We start from the raw sequence: 19,145 nt of genomic DNA on the forward strand, positions 1-19,145 counted from the left end.
CGAAAGCTAACGTTATTAGCAACGGGAAAGCGGTTTGGAGTTAAAAAGTTCGACCTTGAAAACTTAAAACTACAAAGTACCCGCCCGCCCAATTATCAATTCCCAATTCCCCATTAAAAAATAAAGTCCGCCTGACTGATAGAAGTGCGCGCAACTCCGAATAAAGTAGCCAGAGTTTCCTTACTGCTTGTAAGCTGAATAATTGTACTCGGCGAAGTTCCGCTTCCAGCGGAAATGGTGAGTTCGCCAAAGGTGAGGCCGGCAGTCAAGCGAATTCGATCGGTAACATCAGTAAAATCTGTAATCACGTCACCATCTGCCGATCGCCCGATCGCAAAAGTATCGTTTCCGACGCCGCCAGTTAAAGTATCTCGGCCGCGATCGCCCGATAAACAGTCATCGCCGATGCCACCAAACAGCGAGTCATCGCCGGCCCCCCCAAAAAGCGTGTCATCGCCCGCGCCTCCCAACAAAGTATCGGTGTCTTGGTTGCCAAACAGCAAATCATTGCCCTCGTCGCCCAGCATGGAGTCAGAACCTTTGCCGCCGTAGAAAGTATCGCCGCCGGCGCCGCCCAAAACGCTATCGCCGCCGGCACCGCCGAACAGCAAATCATTGCCAACGTCGCCCAGCAGTGAGTCATCGCCGTCGCCGCCGTATAGGGAATCGTTGGCACCTAAGCCAAAAATGCTGTCAGGGCCACCCAAACCAAATATCAAGTTAGCGCCCGCACTACCTCTGAGGGAGTCAGGACCGCTGGTGCCCCGAGTGCCGCCAGGTGATCCTCCTGGACTGGTACCGTTGGTGGGGGTTGGGGTTGTGACGGGAATGGGTCGAATTGGCACTGCTGATGGCATGATTCTGAAGATGGGTAGAAATTTGCCATTCTAACTTAGCTTAAAACCGGAAGTTATAAGCTCGCCAACCGCCGAGATGAGAAATATCGATCGCATCCGCCACAGCATAAGGTTCGCACAAAAACCCCTGCACCGTCGAGCCGTCCTCCAACACCAGCGTACCAATTCCCAGCGGCGGGGGAATTTTAGCGACAAATCCGCCGAAAGCCGCGATCGACAACTCCCAAACTTCCACCTCGATCGCGCTACCGCCCTCTATCTGACGCACCAATCCCGGCTTGCCCAGGGCAGTACCCGTCAAAGCGTACAGCTTGTAAATCGGGCTGGTACGGCAGGCGCGAACCAAAACGCCTCCCCCCTCGATTAGTTGATAATTCAGCGGCTCACCGCTCAAATGAGCGCCAACCACGGCTATTTTGACTCGTTTTTCTGAGGAAGGTTTTGCTGCGATGACGGGTTCCGGGAGGGTGGGCAGCGGCAGGCCGGTTGCGCCCATAGTTCCCCCCAAGCGAGCGTGGAAAGCAGATCCCAGGCTGCAGAGCGATAAATCGTGCCACGCAGGAGCCATCAGTGTCAATCCTGCTGGCAATCCGCTGCTTTGAAACCCGCTGGGAACTGCGATCGCACACAAATCGAGCAAATTCGCAAAGTTCGTGTAGCGCCCGAGATTGGTGTTGAGCGCGATCGGCTCGGCTGCAACTTCTGCGACAGTATAAATAGTGCCTGTCGTCGGCACCGCCAACACATCCATTGACTCCCACTGAATTTCTGCTTGCTGGCGGAGTTCGGCCAATCGGTACGACGCGCGGTAGGCTGAGACGGCATCGTAGCGTTTGCCGCCGCTGATAATTTCGTAGACGATCGGATCGATATCCTCTGGGTGCGCGTCGAGGAAATCGCCGATCGCGGCCAACCTTTCTGCTACCCAAGGCCCGCCGTAGAGCAGTTCCGCAGCATCTGCAAAGGGTTTGAAGTCAATAGGTGCGATCGTGCAGCCCAATGATTGCAAGCGCGCGATCGCCTCTCGGTAGCGCTGTTTGGCTTCTGAATTCCCGAAAAATTCGAGTTCGCCGTCTCCGGGAACTCCCACTCGCAAGCGGGATAAATCCGGCAAAACTTTCGTTTCAGGGCGACGAGAAAACGCATCCTCAGCGTCAAAACCGCTGGCTACTGCCAGCACCGAGGCTGCATCCGCACAGGTGAGAGCGAACACAGAAACGCAATCGAGCGATCGCACCGCCGGCAGCAGGCCGCGAGTGCCGATCGAGCCGCAACTTGGCTTCAGCCCGACAATGTTGGTAAAAGCAGCGGGAACCCGCCCCGAGCCTGCAGTATCGGTACCCAGAGCAAAACTCACCAATCCGGCGGAGACTGCTGCGGCGGAACCGGAACTCGATCCGCCGGGGATGTAGCGTGAATCGAACGGATTGCGACAAACTCCATAAGGCGTGCGGGTTCCGACTAATCCTGTGGCAAATTGATCCATGTTTGTTTTGCCGATCGCGATCGCACCTGCAGCGCACAGCCGCTCTACGACTGCGGACGATCGCGCTGGAGTGCGAGCAAACTGCGGACATCCCGCCGTAGTGGGAACGCCCGCCCAATCGAGATTATCTTTGATCGCAAAAGGTATCCCGTAAAGCGGCAATTGTTCCCGATCTAGGTTTTCCAAAGCTTTAGCGCGTTCGAGGGTTTCCGCCAGCGGTGCTAAATAAATCCATACCGCCGGATCTGCATAGCGCTCGATCCGATCGTACACGCTCGCGATTACATCTGCAGGCGCGATCGAGCCGGTGCGGTAGCGATCTAGCAGCGAATGAATGTCGAGACTGTTGCTGTAGTTAAATTTTTCCATAATGCACGGTCAGTCGATTTTAGATTTTAGATTTTAGATTTTAGATTGAAGAGTTGACTTCACAGGCTGTGTTTGGCGATCGTTCGATTTTAGATTTTAGATTTTAGATTTTAGATTGAAGAAATGACTTCAAAGGCTGTGCAAGGCGATCGTTCTTACAAATAGAAGGTTAGTTTACCGCATTGTCGATCGTACTTGCATCTAGTCGAGGGCTCGAAGTATTTCTTGAGAAATATTCAACCCTGACCTTGCGGGTTTCGTCTTTGTGTGCAGGTAAACTTCGCGATTTCCCATCGTCCCCTCTCATCGCCCGCTTTAATCTTCCAAAAATTTTAATTAACAACTCCCAAAAAAACAATTTTTTGTAACATTTTACACATTTTTTCATTAAGTTTGCTGTTACCGTTTGAAACGTAGCAATCTAATATGATTGCACGCTACATTGTGCTTACCTTTAAAAAAGCTAAGTGCATTGCTTTTACGGACAGTCTTGAATAACTCCTTAGGTTGCAAACAGGACTTATACAGACAAAAAACTAAAAATTTAACCGCTTCTAGGGTTCCGATTTGAATTAGTTTCTAAGTAAGCTTAGAAAGTTCAAGTGCTGGTCCGAGAGAAGCAGACTGGTTCTCCCAATATTTTGATGTTAGGGAAACACTAGCCAGTTACACGGCGGGATAAAAGCCCGGGAGAAACGCGATCGGTCATCAAGACTCGGTTCGTTAGCTCTCGGGCTTTATCCTTGTATATCAGGGAGGTTTGCGGAAGCTAAGGAAGCCAAAGAAGGTGCAAAAGCTCGATCGACATATTCACCTCTAACCAGCAACCAGAATATGCTATGAATATCCGATATTGCTCCCCAAAAATAACGCGATCGCCCTTATCCTACTGCGCCCTATTTTTCATCACCTTGTTTTTCGCTGTCGGCTGCGTCAACCCGGCAATTTATATCAAAACCACGACTGAAAGCGAAGCAGCTTCTTCAGTAAGTGCTGATGCAGTTAGCCTCGGATTCAGCGCGTGGCCCGGCTGGTTTCCTTGGCAAATTGCCAAAGAACAAAAAATATTTGAAGCCAACAATGTTGCTGTAGACTTAAAATGGTTTGACGGCTACTTAGAATCCATCAGCACCCTCACAGCAGGACAGATAAATGCTAACAGCCAAACCCTCGGCGATACAGTAAACTCGATATCGGGCGGCGCCGACCAAGTAATTGTTTTAGTCAACGACAACTCGACGGGAAATGACAAAGTAATTGTCGCCGAAGGCATCAATTCCGTTGCCGACTTGAAAGGAAAGAAAGTTGCAGCAGAGGAAGGTACAGTCGATCACTTTTTATTGCTGTTAGGGCTGAGAAAAGCAGGTTTATCAGTGCAGGACATTCAATTTGTACCGCTGGAAACCGGCAAAGCTGCGGCGGCTTTCGTCGGAGGGCAAGTCGATGCAGTGGCAGTATTTGCGCCGTTTACCACCCAGGCATTAAAACGCTCAAACAGCAAGGAACTGTTTAGTTCAAAAGATTTTCCGGGGGCAATTTCCGACCATTTGGTATTCACGCGCAAGTTTATCAACGAACACCCAGATCGAGTGCAAGCCCTGGTCAATTCATGGTTCGCAACCTTGGAATACATGAAAGCAAATAAAGAGAAATCTTACGAAATTCTAGCAAACCGCGCCGGAGTCAGCGTTGAGGAATACAAAGAATATGAAAACGGCACTAAGATATTTACGATCGAGGAAAACTTGAAAGCGTTTCAACCGGGAAATGACATGACATCATTACAGTTTGCGGCGGCCGAAATGACTAAATTTCTCGTAGATGTAAATTTAGCAAAAACCCAACCCGATATCAGCACATTATTTGACTATCGCTTTATAAAAGCTTATTCCGAAGGTAAAAGCTAAAAGGCCTAATTTACGATTGTGCAGACACAAAAAACCTAAAAAAAAATACTTTTTATAATCCCCAAAATCAACTTCCATTACTCGCTCAATTGTTCTGCAATTAAATCATGCCACCAAATCCCGATCCGCGATCGATCCAATCCCACCTCAAGCAAAAAAGCCTAAATCCGACCGTTTTCTGGCGGATTGCGGAAGAGATACCACAACCCCTCAATATTGGGTTAACGGTAACATCGATCGCACTGCCGCTGCTGCTGTGGTGGCTAGTAACAACCTTCGCCGATGTAGACCCCAAATTTTTGCCTTCACCCGGCAAAGTTTTAGAGGCATTTGGCCGGCTGTGGAACACTCGCGAACTTTTGAAAGACACGGTAGCGAGTTTGTGGCGGGTGGGAGTGGGCTTTCTGTTCGCCTTGGTTTTTTCCATACCAATTGGCGTGCTGATGGGCAGTTTTCCCAGCATTCGCGCCTTGCTGGAACCCATGTTCGGCTTGATGCGATATATGCCCGCACCAGCATTCATTCCCCTGCTAATTCTCTACTTGGGAATCGGCGAAGAACCCAAAATTACCCTGATATTTATCGGCGTCTTTTTCTTCAATTCGCTAATGGTGATGGATACGGTCAAGTTTGTTTCAAAAGACTTGATCGAAGCTACTTATATATTGGGGGGGAATCGCTGGGAAATCCTAACTCAAGTTATTTTTCCCCACGTTTTGCCGGGAATTCTTGATGCTAGCCGCATCAACCTAGCTGCGGCTTGGCAATTGGTAATCGTGTCGGAATTAATTGCGGCAACCGAAGGTTTAGGCCGCCGGATCAGCGTCGCCGGTCGATTTCTCCGAACCGATGAAATTTTTGTGGGGCTGATTGTCATTGGGGCGATCGGATTGGCTTTTGACTTGCTTTTTCAATATCTGCTGCGGGTTTCTTGTAAATGGTCCAGTCAGAAACAGTAAGCAGATGTTAAAAGGCAGAATGGTGTCATTTTTTTACTTACAATACAGAGGATAAACTCATGTTTCTACAAATCAACAATCTGCACAAAAACTTTGAAACAAAAAAGGGTAAGTTAGTTGTCCTCAAGGACATCAATATGAGCATCAAGCAAGGCGAATTTATCTGCGCGGTAGGCGCATCCGGTTCTGGAAAATCTACTCTGTTGAGGCAGATTGCGGGATTGGACAAGCCGACAACAGGGGAAGTGAAAATTGATGGCAAAGAAGTTGTTTCGCCTGGGCCGGATCGAGGTATGGTATTTCAGCATTACACTCTTTATCCTTGGATGAACGTGCAGGAAAATGCCGAGTTTGGCCTCAAACTTCAAGGCGTGTCCAAGAAAAAGCGGCGCGAACAAGCGAGCTATTATTTGAATGTGGTAGGATTGACGCAGTTTGCTTCGTCGCTGCCGAAGGAATTGTCGGGTGGGATGAAACAGCGGGTGGCGATCGCCCGCGCCCTCGCTTCTGAACCTAAAGTGTTATTAATGGATGAACCTTTCGGCGCCTTGGATATCCACACTAAAGAATCGATGCACGAATTTATGCTCGATTTGTGGCGCCGCACTCAGATTACAATCTTTATGATTACCCACGATGTCGAAGAAGCGGTGTTTCTTTCAAATCGGATTTATGCTTTGGGCGCTCGTCCCGGTACAGTGAGAAAGGAAATGTCGATTAATTTGCCCGATCGCACTCCCAGCGTTAAACGCCACGCTAAATTCCACGATTACCGCGACGAACTCATGGATTTGATGCGGAAACACGGACAGGAAGCTGTTGCAATGGCTGCTTAAATAGAAAATAGAAATAGGTTTGTAGTTGCCCTTTTTGCACCCGCGCCAAGAGTTTAACTGCCAACCTAAGTAAGTGGAAACTTAACATCTTGCACCCTTGTCAATTACCTATTTAGGAACGGGCAAGATGCCCGTTCCACAATAAAAGTGAGTGTTGTGGAACGGGCATCTTGCCCGTTCTTGAGAATGGTGCAAGATATCAGTGGAGATAAATATTACTTTGGGAGAGGGTGAGTTGTGCCACTACAAAATACTATTGTGTTGTTTCGCTGACACCCCCAAATACATCAAGAGGAACTTATGGTGCAACTATCATCGATCGACACAAACTCAGAAATCGATTCAAGCCTCGTATTAATGCAAGAAACCGTACCGGGCGGCGCGTACTGGTCGGGGGTCATCAAGCGGGGAAACACCCTGCGAATCACTGATTTAGAAGGCTCTCGCGGCGTTTCCATGCTGTGCTACAACGCGGACAATGCGATCGAACGTTTCAACGCAGCAGACACCGCCAAAATTCAATTCAACGCCTTTCTCAAACAAGGCATGGTGATCTACACAGACATGGGACGCGTCCTATTTTCCATCACCCAAGACACCTCCGGCTGTCACGATTTGCTAGGAGGATGCAGCAACGCCATTAGCAATGCCAAAAAATACGGCGAAGGAGACTGGAAAAACTCCCGCGACAACTTCCTCAAAGCCTTAACTCGGTGGGGATTGGGCAAAAAAGATATCATGCCCAACCTCAACTTATTTACTCGCATTGCCGTCAAACCAGACGGCACGATGGAGTTTCGCGAAGGCTGCGAAAAACCGGGGAGTTTTATCGATTTGCGAGCTGAAATGAACGTATTGACCGTTATATCTAACTGCCCCCACATCCTGCATCCGGCTTCAATTTACGATCCAAAACCCATCCAAATTCAGATTGTGAAAACCCCCGCACCCGCACCAGACGACTTGTGCCGCACCGCCAACCCAGAAGTTGTGCGCGGCTTCACCAACACCGATGCTTTGTTCCTGCAATAGACAGCACTGCATTTAATCGCCTCCAATTCCCGCCATCATCTGCGTTTATCAGTGTTTATCTGCATAACATCTGCGGTTAAAAGAGCCATCAAAAACTGATGCAAAACACCTAAGAAACCAGATTTGAAAACTATATCTAATCAGCACCGATCTGCGGAAAAAAATGCTGTAAATTCATCAAACCAAGTGAACCATGACTGCAACCACCCAACAAATCCTCGATCCAGAAACAGCAATTTATAACGAAGTTTTACCCGCCAGACATCCCTGGTCTCGCGTCATCAAAAAAGGACAGATTCTCCGCATTGTAGATTTAGGCGGAAATCAAGCAGTAGATTTTTTAGTTTACAATGCCGATGACCCTTCCGAACGCTACAGCGCCCCCGATACGATCGTCAATCAAGGCAACATCTTTGTCACTACAAACAGCCAACTCATTTCCAACGAAGGGCGAGCCATGATGACCATAATTGCGGACTCCTGCGGGCGGCACGATACCTCCGGCGGCGCCTGTAGCTGCGAGAGCAATTCGGTGCGGTTTGGACTAGATAAAAAATACCAGCACGCCTGCGTTGAAAATTTCCTCGCCGCAATTCTTCCCTACGGTTTAGGCAAACGAGATTTAGTCAGCAATATCAACTTCTTTATGAATGTTCCGGTTAGCGAAGACGGCACGCTAGAAATTGTTGACGGCATCTCCGACCCGGGAAGTACAGTTGATTTGCGAGCGGAAATGAACGCGCTAGTTGCTATTTCTAACTGCCCGCAAATGAACAATCCTTGCAATGCTTACAATCCTACACCGATTCAGTTGATAGTTTGGGATTCCGTGTAATCTAATAAGCCTGCCACCATCTATTAGAATCCACCGCGAGGGGGACGCTAGCACTATTGTTAGCGCCCTTCCCTATTGCCCCAAAAGACTTGCATAGCATTCCCAAACTTTCCTATCTAGAAATTATCTGCGTTTATCTGCGTTCATCTCCCTAACATCTGCGGTTGACTTATCAATCAAAGATTTATACAATCACCCAAATGTTTAACAAAGTTCTAATTGCCAATCGCGGTGAAATTGCCTGCCGAATTATCCGCACCCTCGATCGCCTCGGAATTGCTTCAGTAGCAGTATATTCGGAAGCCGACGCCCGCGCCAAACACGTTTTCGCCGCCAGCGAAGCCGTTTGTATCGGTGCAGCCGCCGCAGCCGAGAGTTATTTGCGGTTCGATCGCATTCTCGAAGTTGCGCGCCAAACAAAAGCTCAAGCCATCCATCCGGGTTACGGCTTTTTGAGCGAAAATGCTGAATTTGCCGAAGCTTGCGCCAGCGAAAATATTGCATTTATCGGCCCGACTCCGAGTCAGTTGCGCTGCTTTGGATTGAAGCACACCGCGCGGGAAATAGCCGCTGCAAATCAAGTGCCGCTAACCCCCGGAAGCGAACTTTTAGCAAGTTTAGAGGATGCCCAAAAAGCGGCTGGGGCGATCGGCTATCCGGTGATGCTCAAAAGTACCGCAGGCGGCGGTGGCATCGGTTTGCAGGCTTGTTTTGGCGATCGAGATTTGGCAGAAGCATTTGAAAAAGTACAGCGTTTGAGTCAAAGCAATTTTAAACAAAGCGGCGTTTTTTTAGAGAAATACATTCAAACAGCTAGGCACATTGAAGTCCAAATTTTTGGAGATGGCAAAGGCAATGTCATAGCATTGGGCGAGCGAGATTGTTCGGTGCAGCGGCGCAATCAAAAAGTAATAGAAGAAACCCCCGCCCCTGCTATTACCGACGAACAGCGAAATCAGTTGTACGGTGCAGCCGTGCGGTTGGGAAAAGCGGTAAATTACCAGTCAGCCGGTACTGTTGAATTTGTATTTGATGTCGATGCGAAACAGTTTTATTTTTTGGAAGTCAACACGCGCTTGCAAGTTGAACACGGCGTTACTGAAGCTGTCAACAACATCGACCTCGTTGAGTGGATGGTAAAACAGGCTTCGGGAGATTTGTTCCCCCTGGAAGAGTACCGCTATCAACCGCAGGGACACTCAATTGAGGTGCGAATTTATGCGGAAGATGCCGGCAAGAATTTTCAGCCGAGTTCCGGGTTGCTGAATCAAGTTGTGTTTCCCGAAAACGTCCGCTGCGACAGTTGGATAGAAACCGGCACGGAGGTTACTCCTTTTTACGATCCGCTGCTAGCCAAAGTAATCGTTTGCGGGGATAATCGAGAAGAGGCGATCGCTCAACTCAAAGCTGCTTTAGATGCCAGTGAAATAGCGGGAATTGAAACTAATTTAGATTACCTCCGCCAGATTTTGGACGATTCCCGATTCAGCCGGGGCGAACTGAGCACACGCTTTTTAAACTCTTTTGAATACGCACCTTTAACGATCGATGTATTGGATGGGGGAACCTACAGCAGCATTCAAGATTATCCGGGGCGGATTGGCTATTGGGATGTTGGCGTGCCGCCTTCTGGGCCGATGGATCATCTGGCATTTCGATCGGCAAATCGTTTAGTAGGAAATCCCGAATCGACAGCAGGCTTGGAATTCACAGCTACAGGCCCAACTCTGCGCTTTAATGCCGATACAGTTATTAGTTTGACCGGTGCAACTATGAAGGGAACGCTAAACGGCGAACCGGTGCCGTTTTGGACGGCAGTTCCCGTAAAAGCTGGCAGCATTCTCAAGTTAAAAGGCATTCAAGGCGGCGGCTACCGCACTTATTTAGCAGTAAAGCACGGCTTGAATGTTCCCGATTATTTGGGCAGCAAATCAACTTTTGTACTGGGCAAATTTGGCGGACACGCGGGCCGCACGCTGCGTCCGGGAGATGTGCTTAAACTGCTTCAAACTGCAACTCTGGAAGCGGAAATATCTTTGCCTCCCGAACTAATTCCCACCTACAGTAATAAGTGGGAAATCGGCGTTTTGTACGGCCCTCACGGCGCGCCGGATTTCTTTACTGAGTCAGACATCGAAATGTTTTTCTCTACAGAATGGCAGGTGCATTATAACTCGACGCGGACAGGCATTCGGCTGATCGGCCCGAAGCCCACCTGGGCGCGTCAAGACGGGGGAGAAGCGGGTTTGCACCCGTCTAACATTCACGATAATGCTTACGCGATCGGCACGATCGATTTTACGGGCGATATGCCTGTAATTCTCGGTCTTGACGGCCCGAGTTTGGGAGGTTTTGTGTGTCCTGCTACTATTGTGCAGTCGGAATTGTGGAAAATCGGGCAACTGAAACCGGGGGACAGCATTCGCTTTCACTGTTTGAGTTTTGCTGAAGCTTTGCAGCGGGAATTAGCACAAAATAGGCAAATTGCTACTTTTTGCTTGCCTGTTTTTGGGGAAAAGGCGGAGGAATTGCCCGCAGTTTCCGCTTCTCCACTTTTGCACGAAATTCCCGAATCTCCGGGACAGGTTGCTGTTACTTACCGTCAAGCTGGGGATAAATATATTCTAGTCGAATACGGCCCGTTGGTGCTGGATTTAAATTTGCGTTTTCGGGCGCACGCATTGATGGAACAGTTGAAAGCAAATCCGTTGCCGGGTGTTATCGAATTAGTGCCGGGAATGCGATCGCTCCAAATTCATTTTGACAGCCGCCAGATTTCGCAACAGCAGCTAATGGAGGCGCTGATTGCGGCGGAGGCGGAACTTCCGGCGATCGAGGATTTGGAAGTGCCGGCGCGAATTGTGCACTTGCCTTTATCTTGGGAAGATGAATCGACGCTGTTGGCCATTGAAAAATATATGCAGTCTGTGCGATCGGATGCACCTTGGTGTCCCAGCAATATTGAGTTTATTCGCCGCATAAACGGGCTTGACAGCATCGAACAAGTCAGAGAAATTGTATTTAATGCTAGCTATTTAGTGATGGGTTTGGGAGACGTTTATTTAGGCGCGCCCGTCGCAACTCCCCTCGATCCGCGCCACCGTTTGGTTACTACTAAATACAATCCCGCCCGCACTTGGACTCCTGAAAATGCAGTTGGCATTGGCGGCGCGTATTTGTGCGTTTACGGGATGGAAGGGCCCGGAGGTTATCAATTTGTCGGCCGCACGGTGCAAATGTGGAATCGGTTCAAACAAACGCCGGATTTCCAGTCTGGTAAACCTTGGCTTTTGCGCTTTTTTGACCAAATCCGATTTTATCCGGTTTCCCATGAGGAATTGCACCGCTGTCGGGAAGCATTTATCGAAGGGAAGTTTAAATTAAAGGTTGAGGAAATCACTTTTAATTTGAGAGAATACAATGAATTTTTGCATTCTATTGCTAACAGTGCGGCTGAATTTAAAGCCCAGCAGCAGGCCGCATTTAATGCAGAGCGCGATCGCTGGGCCGCATCCGGGGAATTTGACGCTGAAGCGGCCGCAGAAGCCTCGGCGGATGTAGCTTCTGAAACGGTGGCGGAGGTTACTTTGCCGATCGGTTGTGAGGCAGTTGTTGCTCACGTTTCGGCCAATGTTTGGCAGGTGCTGGTTAATGTTGGAGATGCGGTTGCAGAGGGCGATCGCCTGTTAATTTTGGAAGCGATGAAAATGGAAATTGCTATTACTGCTGATGTTGCGGGTACTGTCGCCCAATTGTTTTGTGAAAAGGGGCAAACGGTGACAGCCGGACAAATTCTAGCGGCTGTTCAACCGAATTAGTCCCTCTGTTGTCAGTTCGGGGACAGTCGGAAGCTAGGCGGCCAACAAATCTGTAACTACTCGGCGTTGCATAATTGCGGGATGATTTTGATTGTTTTGTGGGATGGGATATCGTAGCCCGAAGGCGTGTATTTTCACAGCAGGCGGGACAGCTCACAAGAATCATCCTCAAATTGTGCAACGCCCGCTCATTTAATGAAGATTTAGCAGCAGTTAGCGCTTTAAAAGGGTGGGGATATATCAATCAAGCAGACCTGTGGGCGATCGCCCCGCAATTTTCGGCGGCGGGCAGTTTTTCGGAAGGCTTAGCCACTGTCAAGCGCGATGGCAAATCTGGCTTTATCAATCAAACTCGAAAGCCAGTCATTTAGCAGGTTGGGGCTTTGTTTAGGCTTTAAATTTGTTTAAGTCTCGTTAGCTTAACTCCAACAGCCCAGAATTGACTGGCCAACCATCCTGAAATACCAGCAATTCTCCCGGCTGAATTTGCGTCCAAACTTCGTTATCTGTCAGCGGAAAAGTGGCAATAACAGCCACGCGATCGTCCTCCTTGGTCAATTCCCGAAAATCGACTGTTATATCTTCGTCGATCGAGTGAGCGCTAGCAAAAGGTGCTTGTCGCACAATATAATGCAAATTAGTAGAACAGTGGGTAAACAAGTGTTCTCCATCGGAAAGTAAATAATTAAAAATTCCGTGTTCTGCCAAAGTTTTAGTAATTTCCTCCAGTACCGGGTAAATTTCCGCTAAAGCAGGCTTACTTTGAGGAAAAGTAGAGCGCAGCTTTTCTAATATTAAACAGAATGCTTTTTCACTGTCAGTTTTGCCAACCGGTTTGTAAACTCCGGCACATTCTGGATAAAAGTTTTCGAGATTTCCGTTGTGAGCAAACACCCAATAACGTCCCCAAAGTTCCCGAATAAAAGGGTGGCAGTTTTCCAGAGCAATTTCGCCTTGGGTAGCTTTGCGGATGTGAGCAATGACGTTAGTGGAATGAATGGGATAGCGACGCACTACTTCTGCAACCGGAGAAGCAATCGCAGGTTTAGAGTCTATAAAGAGGCGACATCCCAAACCTTCAAAGAAAGCAATTCCCCAACCGTCTTGATGAACGTCCGTTTTGCCCCCCCTTGCAGAAAAACCCTCAAAAGAAAAGCAAATATCTGTCGGAACATTGCAGTTCATTCCCAGTAATTGGCACATAGCTTTTAAGTCTCTGGAGTGTAGATCGATCGCGCAGCTATTGGCAGCTACAGATTTGCGGTGATAATATTATAGTATTAACGGGTTAAATACACTTAATATTGGGCTTAATCAACCTTAATAATACTGAAGTTAAAAAGTTGGCAAGCTAAAACAATCGATTGTGTTTCTGTCGGAACGATGTTATACGCTCACTCGCTCCGCACCTTTTACGTGCATACAGCGAGGATAAAGTATTAGCGTCATGGAAAAAATGATATAATTTTGATTATTTTTTGACCTCGTGTGAAGGGAAATAATAACCGTCCGCAAGTTACAAAAATAAAAAAATATTAATTTACTCAAGCTTTCAAAAATAACTCAATTATATGTTTATATAGTTTTATAGTTGTTAAAATCATTAAGCGATAACAAAAACCACCAAAATGGATTTTTATAGATTATATCCCACTCTAAATTATTAGTTTTACTACTTTTTTGGGGTTGAGATCGATAGGTTTTGATTAAACTCAAGGACAATAGCAGAGGAAGATATGAGGGAAAAATATCACATATTTTTGACTCTTCATTCATTACAAAATCTGTTAAAAAAAACGGGAACCGGATTGTCAATCAGCCGTCACATAGTGGAAGAAAGCGAGGGTGGCAGTTCGACTTGTTCGTCGGTTTTGGGAGAAGGAATGCAATTTACGATCGCCCTTCATCTCGAATAGTGCGCGCGTGCGTAGCTATCCCGTAGGAAATCGCGCTTTTTCTCAGTTTTTTGACTCTGAGTTCACAAAGTATAAATACCATGAAAAATCATAAGTGCGATCGACAAATTTGGAAAATCCTTAGCAGCTTAATACTAGGATTCGGATTGCAGGCATTATTCAGCATTCCAGCCTTAGCAGAAACGACTGATCCTGAAACAACAGCAAATAGTGCAAATTCGGAAGATCCAGTTAATGAATGGTATCAATTACCCGCACCGACAAATAATCTACCGGAGAATTTCGATCGTAATCTCGATCGCAAATTAGTCGAAAAAGCTGACAATGTAGAGGAAACTTCACCGATAAACCCCACATCGGAGCCGCCCCTACCTATCGCGAGTGAGATAGAAACTCACGTATCCGAAGCCAGCGAAACCCAGCCCGCCCCAATACCCGCATTAGTTGAAGAAAATAAATTAGAAAATCCCCCATTAATTTACCCTGCAGAAAACTCGATAGAACAAGTTACATCAGTTTCCCAACTCAGCGACGTACAGCCCACAGATTGGGCCTTTCAAGCACTGCAATCCTTAGTAGAAAGATACGGCTGCATAGCTGGATACCCCGACGGAACCTATCGCGGAAACCGCGCCCTTACCCGCTATGAATTTGCAGCCGGAGTCAATGCTTGTTTAGATACAATCCGCGATTCCATCGCCAAATCAACTGAAAATCTAGCTAAGCGAGACGACTTAATAAAACTGCAAAAATTGCAAGAAGAATTTGCCGCCGAAATTGCCACAATGCGAGGCAGAGTGGATGTGCTAGAAGCGCGAACTAGCGAACTAGAAGCCAATCAATTTTCGACCACAACTAAGCTGTCGGGATTCACAATTTTTGGAATACAAGGGCGCACGCCCAACCGTGCGGATCTGGTTCCCAGAGACGGCAAAAGAGATACCAAAGACCCCGGTACAAATGTCAATACCATCAACCTAAATCAATTTTACTTAACCACTCAATTTAGTCCTCGCAGTAACTTATTGATCGGTTTTTACAACCAGAACGGAGGCACTTCTCCGCAACTAACCGAAGACGTAAACCTTGCTTATGATTTAGGTGAAACTTCGGGATTAACTCTCAGCGATCTCAACTACCGCTTTCTGGTCGGCGACAAATTGGCAGTGTTTGCAGGAACAGCAGGAGTTAACATGATTACCGCTTTTCGAGGGCCGAATCGGGCAGAAAGTGCAGCTTCCGGCCCCCTTTCTGCGTTCGCCCAAAGAAACCCAATTTTGAACACTGGTTTAGGTTTAGGCGGCATAGGCATTGACTGGCAATTCGCGAAGCGAGCCAGTTTGCAAGCAGTTTATTCAACTAACATTTCGGGATTTTTTGTCAGTTCTAACGGGTCTAAAGGACACAATACATTGGGTGTACAACTAACTCTTACACCAGCAGATCCAGTTGATATTACTGTCTATTATGTTAACGATTATTCGCCGGACGGTAATCTGATTAGTTTGGCGGGGGATAGCCAATTGACCGCTATCAATTCTAACACAAATAAGTCCGCTTCTCTGCAAACAAATGCAGTGGGAGCAAGTTTAAATTGGCGCCTTTCATCGCGAGTTTCTCTGGGGGGTTGGGCTGGTTATACTAATTCTCGCATTCCTGGTAAATCTGGTACGTTAGCCACTACAAATTATATGGTTTTTGTAAATTTTCCCGATTTGTTTAAAGCAGGAAATTTAGGAGGAATTTATATCGGGCAACCGCCTAAAATTGTCAGCAGCAATTTACCTACAGGCAATAACGTTCCTGATTTTTTAGATACGGGTTTAGGGCGATCGGGCGGGCAACCTGGAACGACTACTCATGTAGAGGTATTCTACCGCTGGCAGGTGAATGATAATATCAGCGTCACCCCTGGATTGATCTTGATTTTTCAACCCGGTCACACTCCCGATAGCGACCAGATCTCAGTTGGTGTACTGAGAACTTCATTCTCCTTTTAAGAGTTTAATACTGTGGGGCCGGGTTTAGTAGATCGATCGCCAATTGCAAACCATTTTGGTGAACTCGGCCCGGAGAAACGGCCCACAAGAAAATTTAATTTTGTGGAACAGACCTCCGGCAGCATCTCATATTTGTAAAAGGCGTTGCTTAATCAGGGTATGAAAAAATAACTTTCAAATTCCAAAGCTTTGTGGGTAATGGTTTCTATGACTGGCATATTTAGCGTTTATACCATAAATCAGCAACGCCTTGTAAAAATACTTCTTCTGGCTCCTTCCTTCTGCGTTTTTCCTTCTGCCTCCTGCCTCCTGCCTCAATCAAAACTTAGATTTCTAGCTTGGCTGCTTTCATTGAGATGCTCCCCAGGCCTCCTGCCTGTTAAGCGAGAAAGGTGTTCTTCGGTAAACAGACAGTGATTAAAACCCTCGCGGGATTTCCTAATATTTTTTCTCAGTAAAAACCCGCTATCTTTACTGCAACTTTACATTGAGTAGTAATTTCCCCGTTTTTATCTTTTTTTCCTACATACAAATACCTAATTATTAAGTTGAAAAAATACGCATAAACACGCTTGAAACATAAGTTTTCCTAACTTAATCTATTATTAGGAGCATTACTAATAGTTCTTAAGTTTAGGTTTAGATAAATATGATTAAATCAACGGGCTATTTTGGGTTTCTGAGCTTGGCTCTAATTTCTGCTATGACTGCCTATCCGTGTCAGGCACAAACCCCTGTCAAATCGCAGACAAGTGTCAATGCAACACAGGAGATTACAATTACCGAATCACCAAATCTTGCTAACACTTCTGCCAGTCCTCTCTGGAAAAATCCTAACATTTCTAAATCTTTTACCGTCTCAGAATTGAATAGCATACCTTCTACCTCTAGTCCTCCTATAACCACTCCTCAAAATCAATCTGCACGCAGAAATCCATTAGGATGTAGATTTTTCACTACTCCTTCTATGGAGCAATAAATTTTCCTGCACTTCTGGACAAAAGAATATCAGGGCTGAATAGATGGCGATCGTTTTTTAGCATCGCCCTCTATTTGTGCGATCGTACTTCCGAAGAAGATTAGAACCCATAAAAAAGATGAAATAAAGTCTGGTTTAAAAAATATTATCGGGGAAAATCCGAAAGTTGTTTGATATCCTTCAAAACTATTTGAGGCTTCCCTTTGTACTGTTCTACCTTCCCACTGACATACACATATCCCCGTCCCAGGCCCGCATAACGCTTCTCGATTAGCCGCTTCAAGGGAGCTCTTTCATCAGTTGTAGCATCGGGTATCCACAAATCTAATTTATGATACACTGAACCAGCATAAATTAGAGCGCTCCCGCCGATCCATTTAGTAATTCCCGCCTGCAAATCGCAGAAAACAGTAATAGATTTAGCTCTCTCAGAAGCCGCTAATATTTTCGGGTAGTGCAACCTCAAAGAAAGCGCTCCTGCCGTTGCTTCCGACAACCGAAACTCTTCAACTATTGAGGCGCGCATCGACCACCAAGGCAGTAAATTAGCATAATTGCGAGAGGGGATTTTGGCATTGATAATCGGATTCCAAATCATCAGATTGTAAGCTTTTGCTGCCGATTCTGCCTCAGTCATTTGGCGGTGATACAATCTGGAGCGCCCGTATTTGACGAAGTAGGGACTCCAGCCTTCTTCAATCAGTTTAAGATTGTAATTTTCTGCGTCTTTATGTACGTAACAGAGAAGACGCCCGTAGTTGTCCCGGTGTTTTTGTAGAGCCACTTCAACCGAATCGTCTGTATCAAATTCTATGTCAATTTGAGCAAGTCCGCCATCTGCTGTGGCGAAGTATTTTTTAGCCATTTCTGAAGCTGCTTTCCCCGCCGCAGTTACAGGTTTGGAGCCTCCCGAATGACTTTCTTCTGTATCGACGCAAATCAGGCGCAGAGACTCGGTTTTGCCGTTGAGAGAAATTTTGATGCTGTCGCCATCAACTACTTTAGTTATTTGCAGGTTCGGAATTCTGGTTGCCATATTTTGAACCCTTTTGCATTTGAGATTTCATGCAGGTATCGCTTGGATTATACACGAGTTCGTTATCACTATCAACAAGAATTTTTGTTTTTTATATTAAAATTTGCCAACAGTCGCATATTTTATCAAATCAGGAAAAAAATCCCGAAAATCCGATTCTAAGCGTTGATAGTTAGCTGTCAAATCTTCTATGCCGCTTGCCAAGTTATTTGTGCGTTTCAGTCGCGCCGACATTCTTGTAAGAGTGATGCCGATTTCGGCAATTTCCTGATAAGATGAAAGCAAGTCGCGGGCAATTATTGTGGGCAACACCCGCTGGAGAGAGTCAGGTAATATATCGCGGTTGTCTTGCAGGATTTTATAGACATCCTGAGAAAAATCCCGGAGCGGAATTTCTGAATACTCCAGCCAATTTTTAGCTAAGAAGTGGTCGTAAAACACGTCAATCAAAACTCCAGCAAACCTTCGTCTGTGAGAACAAACAAGGCTTTTACTCGATCGCACTATTGGGTGAGAGTCCGTGTAGCTATCTACTTTGCGGTGCAAATCGATGCCTTTTCTAATTTCCTCGGAATAAAGGTTGATGGCCGTTCCTTTGACAAAATCTCCTAAGAGGTTGCCAATCAGGGATTCTGGCGTGCCTTCTGATAAGAATAGATGAGCCAAATAATTCATTGCTACAGTAAAAATATCTAAGATAGCATAAGGAGAAAGAGTAATGGCTGTTCTAGAATGTGTAAAACCGGGTGCTAAACTCGGTCAAATTATTCTTGCCGTCCATCTTACTGTTGCCGGTGCTGTCGATCGCGTTTTGGCAAAAATTCAAGACTTGGGATATGACCCAGAAATTCGTCATGTCAACTATCCGTCTGGAGTGCAGGTCTTGGCAATTCTCAAAGACGAACAGCATTCAGAAGCAGTCGATGATGACTACTTGTTAGACGAGTGGCTGCAAGTAAGATCGGAAATTAACCCCGATGCGGTTCATTTGTGGCGCGGTAAATAAACCAATTAACACTTAAACAGCAGATTAACGCAGATTAACGCAGATGAGCTGATGGGAATTTCATCTGCGTTTATCCGCGTTAATCTGCTAAAATCGGCGGTGACAAAAT

The 19,145-nt window shown here is 46.6% G+C and carries 15 protein-coding genes and 1 riboswitch; of the genes, 10 read left to right on the forward strand and 5 right to left on the reverse strand.

Annotated elements, in window-relative coordinates:
• Window positions 1-113: 113 nt before the first annotated feature.
• A complete protein-coding gene (locus QUA27_RS22400) occupies window positions 114-857 on the reverse strand; it encodes a calcium-binding protein (RefSeq protein WP_333070625.1) in 744 nt (247 codons plus the stop codon).
• A gap of 40 nt (window positions 858-897) precedes the next feature.
• Window positions 898-2,712, reverse strand: a complete 1,815-nt coding sequence (gene atzF, locus QUA27_RS22405; RefSeq protein ID WP_333070626.1) for an allophanate hydrolase — start codon at window positions 2,710-2,712, stop codon at window positions 898-900.
• 543 nt (window positions 2,713-3,255) lie between these two features.
• A riboswitch (guanidine-I (ykkC/yxkD leader) is annotated at window positions 3,256-3,407 on the forward strand.
• Window positions 3,408-3,551: 144 nt separating this feature from the next.
• Between atzF and QUA27_RS22410 the strand changes: the two genes are divergently transcribed.
• The 7 genes from QUA27_RS22410 to QUA27_RS22440 all read left to right on the forward strand — a co-directional run bounded on the left by QUA27_RS22410 (window position 3,552) and on the right by QUA27_RS22440 (window position 12,470).
• Window positions 3,552-4,619 carry an ABC transporter substrate-binding protein gene (locus QUA27_RS22410; RefSeq protein ID WP_333070627.1) on the forward strand — a complete coding sequence of 356 codons (1,068 nt, stop codon included), beginning with the start codon at window positions 3,552-3,554 and terminating at the stop codon, window positions 4,617-4,619.
• Window positions 4,620-4,726: 107 nt separating this feature from the next.
• On the forward strand, window positions 4,727-5,578 hold the full coding sequence (locus QUA27_RS22415; protein ID WP_333070629.1) for an ABC transporter permease: 852 nt from the start codon (window positions 4,727-4,729) through the stop codon (window positions 5,576-5,578).
• A gap of 59 nt (window positions 5,579-5,637) precedes the next feature.
• Complete coding sequence (locus QUA27_RS22420; RefSeq protein ID WP_333041363.1) at window positions 5,638-6,414, forward strand: ABC transporter ATP-binding protein; 777 nt, start codon at window positions 5,638-5,640, stop codon at window positions 6,412-6,414.
• Window positions 6,415-6,714: 300 nt separating this feature from the next.
• Window positions 6,715-7,446: an urea amidolyase associated protein UAAP1 gene (locus QUA27_RS22425; protein ID WP_333070632.1), complete on the forward strand. Its 732-nt coding sequence runs from the start codon at window positions 6,715-6,717 to the stop codon at window positions 7,444-7,446.
• A 193-nt stretch (window positions 7,447-7,639) separates the two neighbouring features.
• On the forward strand, window positions 7,640-8,281 hold the full coding sequence (locus QUA27_RS22430) for an urea amidolyase associated protein UAAP2 (RefSeq protein ID WP_333070634.1): 642 nt from the start codon (window positions 7,640-7,642) through the stop codon (window positions 8,279-8,281).
• Between the two features lie 200 nt (window positions 8,282-8,481).
• Window positions 8,482-12,099, forward strand: a complete 3,618-nt coding sequence (gene uca, locus QUA27_RS22435; protein ID WP_333070637.1) for an urea carboxylase — start codon at window positions 8,482-8,484, stop codon at window positions 12,097-12,099.
• 74 nt (window positions 12,100-12,173) lie between these two features.
• On the forward strand, window positions 12,174-12,470 hold the full coding sequence (locus tag QUA27_RS22440) for a WG repeat-containing protein (protein ID WP_333070640.1): 297 nt from the start codon (window positions 12,174-12,176) through the stop codon (window positions 12,468-12,470).
• Between the two features lie 43 nt (window positions 12,471-12,513).
• Here QUA27_RS22440 and QUA27_RS22445 read toward each other — a convergent pair whose 3' ends face one another.
• Entirely contained in the window at window positions 12,514-13,302 is a 789-nt protein-coding gene (locus QUA27_RS22445) for a class II glutamine amidotransferase (RefSeq protein WP_333070642.1), read from the reverse strand.
• Window positions 13,303-13,835: 533 nt separating this feature from the next.
• On the opposite strand from QUA27_RS22445, the gene QUA27_RS22450 reads away from it, so the two are divergent.
• Window positions 13,836-14,015, forward strand: a complete 180-nt coding sequence (locus QUA27_RS22450) for a hypothetical protein (RefSeq protein ID WP_333070644.1) — start codon at window positions 13,836-13,838, stop codon at window positions 14,013-14,015.
• Between the two features lie 80 nt (window positions 14,016-14,095).
• Window positions 14,096-16,015, forward strand: coding sequence for an iron uptake porin (locus QUA27_RS22455; protein WP_333070646.1), 1,920 nt, complete (start codon window positions 14,096-14,098; stop codon window positions 16,013-16,015).
• A 1,124-nt stretch (window positions 16,016-17,139) separates the two neighbouring features.
• Here the strand turns inward: QUA27_RS22455 and QUA27_RS22460 are convergent.
• Both QUA27_RS22460 and QUA27_RS22465 read right to left on the reverse strand, forming a co-directional pair.
• Entirely contained in the window at window positions 17,140-18,030 is an 891-nt protein-coding gene (locus QUA27_RS22460; RefSeq protein ID WP_333070647.1) for a thermonuclease family protein, read from the reverse strand.
• A gap of 96 nt (window positions 18,031-18,126) precedes the next feature.
• Window positions 18,127-18,705, reverse strand: a complete 579-nt coding sequence (locus tag QUA27_RS22465; RefSeq protein WP_333070649.1) for an acyl carrier protein phosphodiesterase — start codon at window positions 18,703-18,705, stop codon at window positions 18,127-18,129.
• 43 nt (window positions 18,706-18,748) lie between these two features.
• Between QUA27_RS22465 and QUA27_RS22470 the strand changes: the two genes are divergently transcribed.
• Window positions 18,749-19,036, forward strand: a complete 288-nt coding sequence (locus QUA27_RS22470) for a hypothetical protein (protein WP_333070650.1) — start codon at window positions 18,749-18,751, stop codon at window positions 19,034-19,036.
• Window positions 19,037-19,145: the final 109 nt, after the last annotated feature.

It is taken from the genome of Microcoleus harperi Pol14_C6 (assembly GCF_036701295.1).
In the GTDB taxonomy this organism is placed as follows: domain Bacteria; phylum Cyanobacteriota; class Cyanobacteriia; order Cyanobacteriales; family Microcoleaceae; genus Microcoleus.

Bases quoted from the DNA above. Each gene is read 5' to 3' on its own strand.
- QUA27_RS22415 (WP_333070629.1), top strand. From the start codon at position 4,727: ATGCCACCAAATCCCGATCCGCGATCGATCCAATCCCACCTCAAGCAA.
- QUA27_RS22445 (WP_333070642.1), bottom strand. From the start codon at position 13,302: ATGTGCCAATTACTGGGAATGAACTGCAATGTTCCGACAGATATTTGC.
- QUA27_RS22410 (WP_333070627.1), top strand. From the start codon at position 3,552: ATGAATATCCGATATTGCTCCCCAAAAATAACGCGATCGCCCTTATCC.
- QUA27_RS22460 (WP_333070647.1), bottom strand. From the start codon at position 18,030: ATGGCAACCAGAATTCCGAACCTGCAAATAACTAAAGTAGTTGATGGC.
- QUA27_RS22470 (WP_333070650.1), top strand. From the start codon at position 18,749: ATGGCTGTTCTAGAATGTGTAAAACCGGGTGCTAAACTCGGTCAAATT.
- QUA27_RS22400 (WP_333070625.1), bottom strand. From the start codon at position 857: ATGCCATCAGCAGTGCCAATTCGACCCATTCCCGTCACAACCCCAACC.
- QUA27_RS22465 (WP_333070649.1), bottom strand. From the start codon at position 18,705: ATGAATTATTTGGCTCATCTATTCTTATCAGAAGGCACGCCAGAATCC.
- QUA27_RS22430 (WP_333070634.1), top strand. From the start codon at position 7,640: ATGACTGCAACCACCCAACAAATCCTCGATCCAGAAACAGCAATTTAT.
- uca (WP_333070637.1), top strand. From the start codon at position 8,482: ATGTTTAACAAAGTTCTAATTGCCAATCGCGGTGAAATTGCCTGCCGA.
- atzF (WP_333070626.1), bottom strand. From the start codon at position 2,712: ATGGAAAAATTTAACTACAGCAACAGTCTCGACATTCATTCGCTGCTA.
- QUA27_RS22450 (WP_333070644.1), top strand. From the start codon at position 13,836: ATGAGGGAAAAATATCACATATTTTTGACTCTTCATTCATTACAAAAT.
- QUA27_RS22425 (WP_333070632.1), top strand. From the start codon at position 6,715: ATGGTGCAACTATCATCGATCGACACAAACTCAGAAATCGATTCAAGC.
- QUA27_RS22420 (WP_333041363.1), top strand. From the start codon at position 5,638: ATGTTTCTACAAATCAACAATCTGCACAAAAACTTTGAAACAAAAAAG.
- QUA27_RS22455 (WP_333070646.1), top strand. From the start codon at position 14,096: ATGAAAAATCATAAGTGCGATCGACAAATTTGGAAAATCCTTAGCAGC.